Consider the following 1,399-nt stretch of genomic DNA (forward strand, 5'->3'; position numbering starts at 1 on the left):
GGTTGATCAAAGAGTAACGGAATGGCTTGTCTTGCGTGAACATGCTGTAATCGCGATCCCCTTCCCGCTCCGTGTTACGCTCCCCGTGACCCGTCAAAAAGCCTACCTTAGGCAACTTCATCACGATACGTTTGAAAGCGGCCGAGATCTCCGTCTCACCGGGGAAGATCATCATGTCATCGAACACCCGCAAGAAGGTCTTTTGACCGTTCTCCCTCTCCAACAAACGAACGAAACGGTTCATTTCCGGCTTCAGGTCGATCTGTTCGCGGATCTGTTCCGGCTTTAATATCTTGTTCGAATCCAAACCATACAGCTCGATCGTCTTCTTTACAATCTCCTCGAAGGTCATGTTCGGGTATCTCTTTTCCAGGTTCTTCATGTTTTTTACCGAATCGTAATAATAAACGTACTTCATCGTGATATCCGGTTTAAAACGAAGGTATTGTCTGAAATTACGCAAGTCCCAGTTCCGGTACGAGGGCATACCGATCCAAGAATAATCATCCATGATGTTCACGTAGGTCGTAATCTTCAGTTTGCCGTCCATGCGGGCAACGATATCCTGGCTATTTTGCGTCAACGTGTTCTGCTTCGTCTCCGTGGCATCGTAAAATGACATCAAGGAAGGACGGGAAGAGAGGTAACCGATAAACAGGGCAACGAACCATACCACGGCGTATTTACCGAAGTTCACCGCCCACGAACTCTTCTGCCTGCGGGACTGCAAGCGAATAACCGCCATGAACAGGAACAAGCCGATCACGATCAGGAAATAGATCACGTCCTCCGAGCAGATCAAACCGCGTACGAACTCTCCGGCTCGACCGTCTATGGCTAACCAGAAAGTAATATCGCGAACCAGATCGATCTCTTGCCACAACCCTTTAACGTAAGAAAGAACGGCTAAAATAGCCAACGTGCCGACAGCGGCAACGATCTGGTAAGAGGTCAAGCTCGACATGAACAAACCGATCGCCGCGTAAGCGCAAATCAAAAGGTACAAGCCAAACATTCCAGAAAGAATAAGAGGAATATCGGCATCTTTTACCGCGAAAGCCGTGTAAATCCCGAAAATTGACAACACACCCATCAGAACGAGAGCGTAAACCATCATCGAGGCGTATTTACCGAGAATGATCTGCCAGTTCGTCACCGGCGACGAGTATAGTAATTTAATGGAACCGCTACCCAGCTCCCGGCTCATCAAGCTCATCGTCAACAAGGGGATGTAAAGGTAAAGGTAAGATTGAACCGCCGTGAACAGACCGCGCATGCCGCTGTAAAGACCGAGGGTTGCATTGTAATTACCGTAACCTAAAGATTCGGAACGTACCATTCCCCCCATCAAATTAGAGAAGGTCATGCTGCATTGAAAGGTAAAGATGATCAGGATCAA

At 48.2% G+C, this 1,399-nt stretch carries 1 protein-coding gene; it reads right to left on the reverse strand.

The genetic code is table 11. The features are described from left to right. Window positions 1–1,399, reverse strand: a 1,399-nt coding sequence (locus tag PGR74_RS14075) for an ABC transporter permease subunit (RefSeq protein WP_270517389.1), incomplete at both ends; no start/stop codon positions are given.

Origin of the sequence: Sanguibacteroides sp. AM78-02pH3A, assembly GCF_027666085.1 — a bacterium.
GTDB lineage: Bacteria > Bacteroidota > Bacteroidia > Bacteroidales > Marinifilaceae > Gabonibacter > Gabonibacter massiliensis.